This is a genomic window from Streptomyces sp. KLMMK, from assembly GCF_036961605.1.
GTDB classification, from domain to species: Bacteria; Actinomycetota; Actinomycetes; order Streptomycetales; family Streptomycetaceae; genus Streptomyces; species Streptomyces telluris.
On the sequence record NZ_JBAMDC010000749.1, the window covers coordinates 1 to 1261 of the forward strand.

General features: G+C 75.1%; 1 protein-coding gene. It reads right to left on the minus strand.

What is annotated here, in order from left to right; translation table 11 throughout:
* Positions 1 to 187: 187 nt before the first annotated feature.
* On the minus strand, positions 188 to 1261 hold a 1074-nt coding region (locus V7793_RS37715; protein WP_336014258.1), incomplete at its 5' end, for an alpha/beta hydrolase.

Sequence of the window (1261 nt, forward strand, 5' to 3'; positions counted from 1 at the left end):
CGGCCCGGCGGGCAGCGGCGATCGGCTGTCGGGGGACAAGTCTGAGCCGGGAGTCGCGCGGAGTACGGGACGTCACAGGAGCAGTCTTGCCGCTGCCGCTCCGAAAACCCAATCGGAATCAATTGTCCAGCCGTCCACCATTCACTTCCTGCCGCTGGATCAGGGCTGCTTGGAGGCTGTGAGGGCGTCACATCAAGGGGATGAGGAACCTCCGCAGAGCCTCCTCGTAACGCCCCGGGGCGGCATTCCACATCGCGGCGTGCGGGGCCCGGGCGACGGTGTGCAGGACGATCAGATCGGGGCGGGCGGCCGCGAGTTCGCGTGACGTGTGCCACGGCGCGACGGTGTCGTCGGGACCGTGGGCGAGGAGCACGGGCAGGGTCAGCCGGGCCGGGTCCCGGACCCGGGCGAGCCCGTCGGGGGCCATTCCGGTCCGGCCGCGGGCGGCGTGCAGGGCGAGCGGGAGCAGCGGGGCGGGCACGCCGCGGGCGGCGGCCAGGGAGTGCAGGGCGGCCGGCCAGTCGAGCACGGGCGAATCCATGACCAGGCCACTGATGTGCGGGCGCAGGGCGGGGTCGGTGGCGGCGAGCAGCGCCATGGTGGCGCCGGTGGACCAGCCGTGGAGGACGATGCGGCGGGCACCCTGGGCCAGGGCATAGCGGACGGCAGCGGCGAGATCATGCCATTCGGTCAGCCCGAAACGGCTGATTCCGTCCGGTGGCCGGGGGGCTCCGGAATCGCCCCGGTAGGCGAGGTCGAGGACCGGCAACCGGAGGCGGTGCAGGAGCGGCATGACGACCATCGGATGCTCGCGGGTGGCGCCCAGGCCGTGCACGGTGATCACCCAGGTCTCGCGGGCGGCGGGCAGGAACCAGGCGGGCAGCGGCCCGAGCTCGCCGGGGACCATGACGTCGGCGTGGTCCAGGCCGAGGGCGTCGCGGGGGTTCCCGGCGTGCAGTTGCGGCGTCATCCACACCCGGTCGCCCGGCTCGGGCACGCCGCGCGTGACGCCTTCCAGGCGGCGCACCACGGCGTCGGCGGCGTGCGGCGCGTCGTGGACGACGGCGCCGACGACGGCGTGCAGGCCGCTTCCGGTCAGCCCGTAGGTGCCCGGGCGCAGCGAGGCCCGGTGGCGGGTGAGGGTGATCAAGTCGCCGTCGACGGCGTGGACGGCGAGCCGCGGCTGGTCGGGCGGCGGCCCGCCGGGGGATGCCCGCAGGGCGGCGTCGGAGGCGTACCGTCCGGCCGCCAGGGCGGCCGC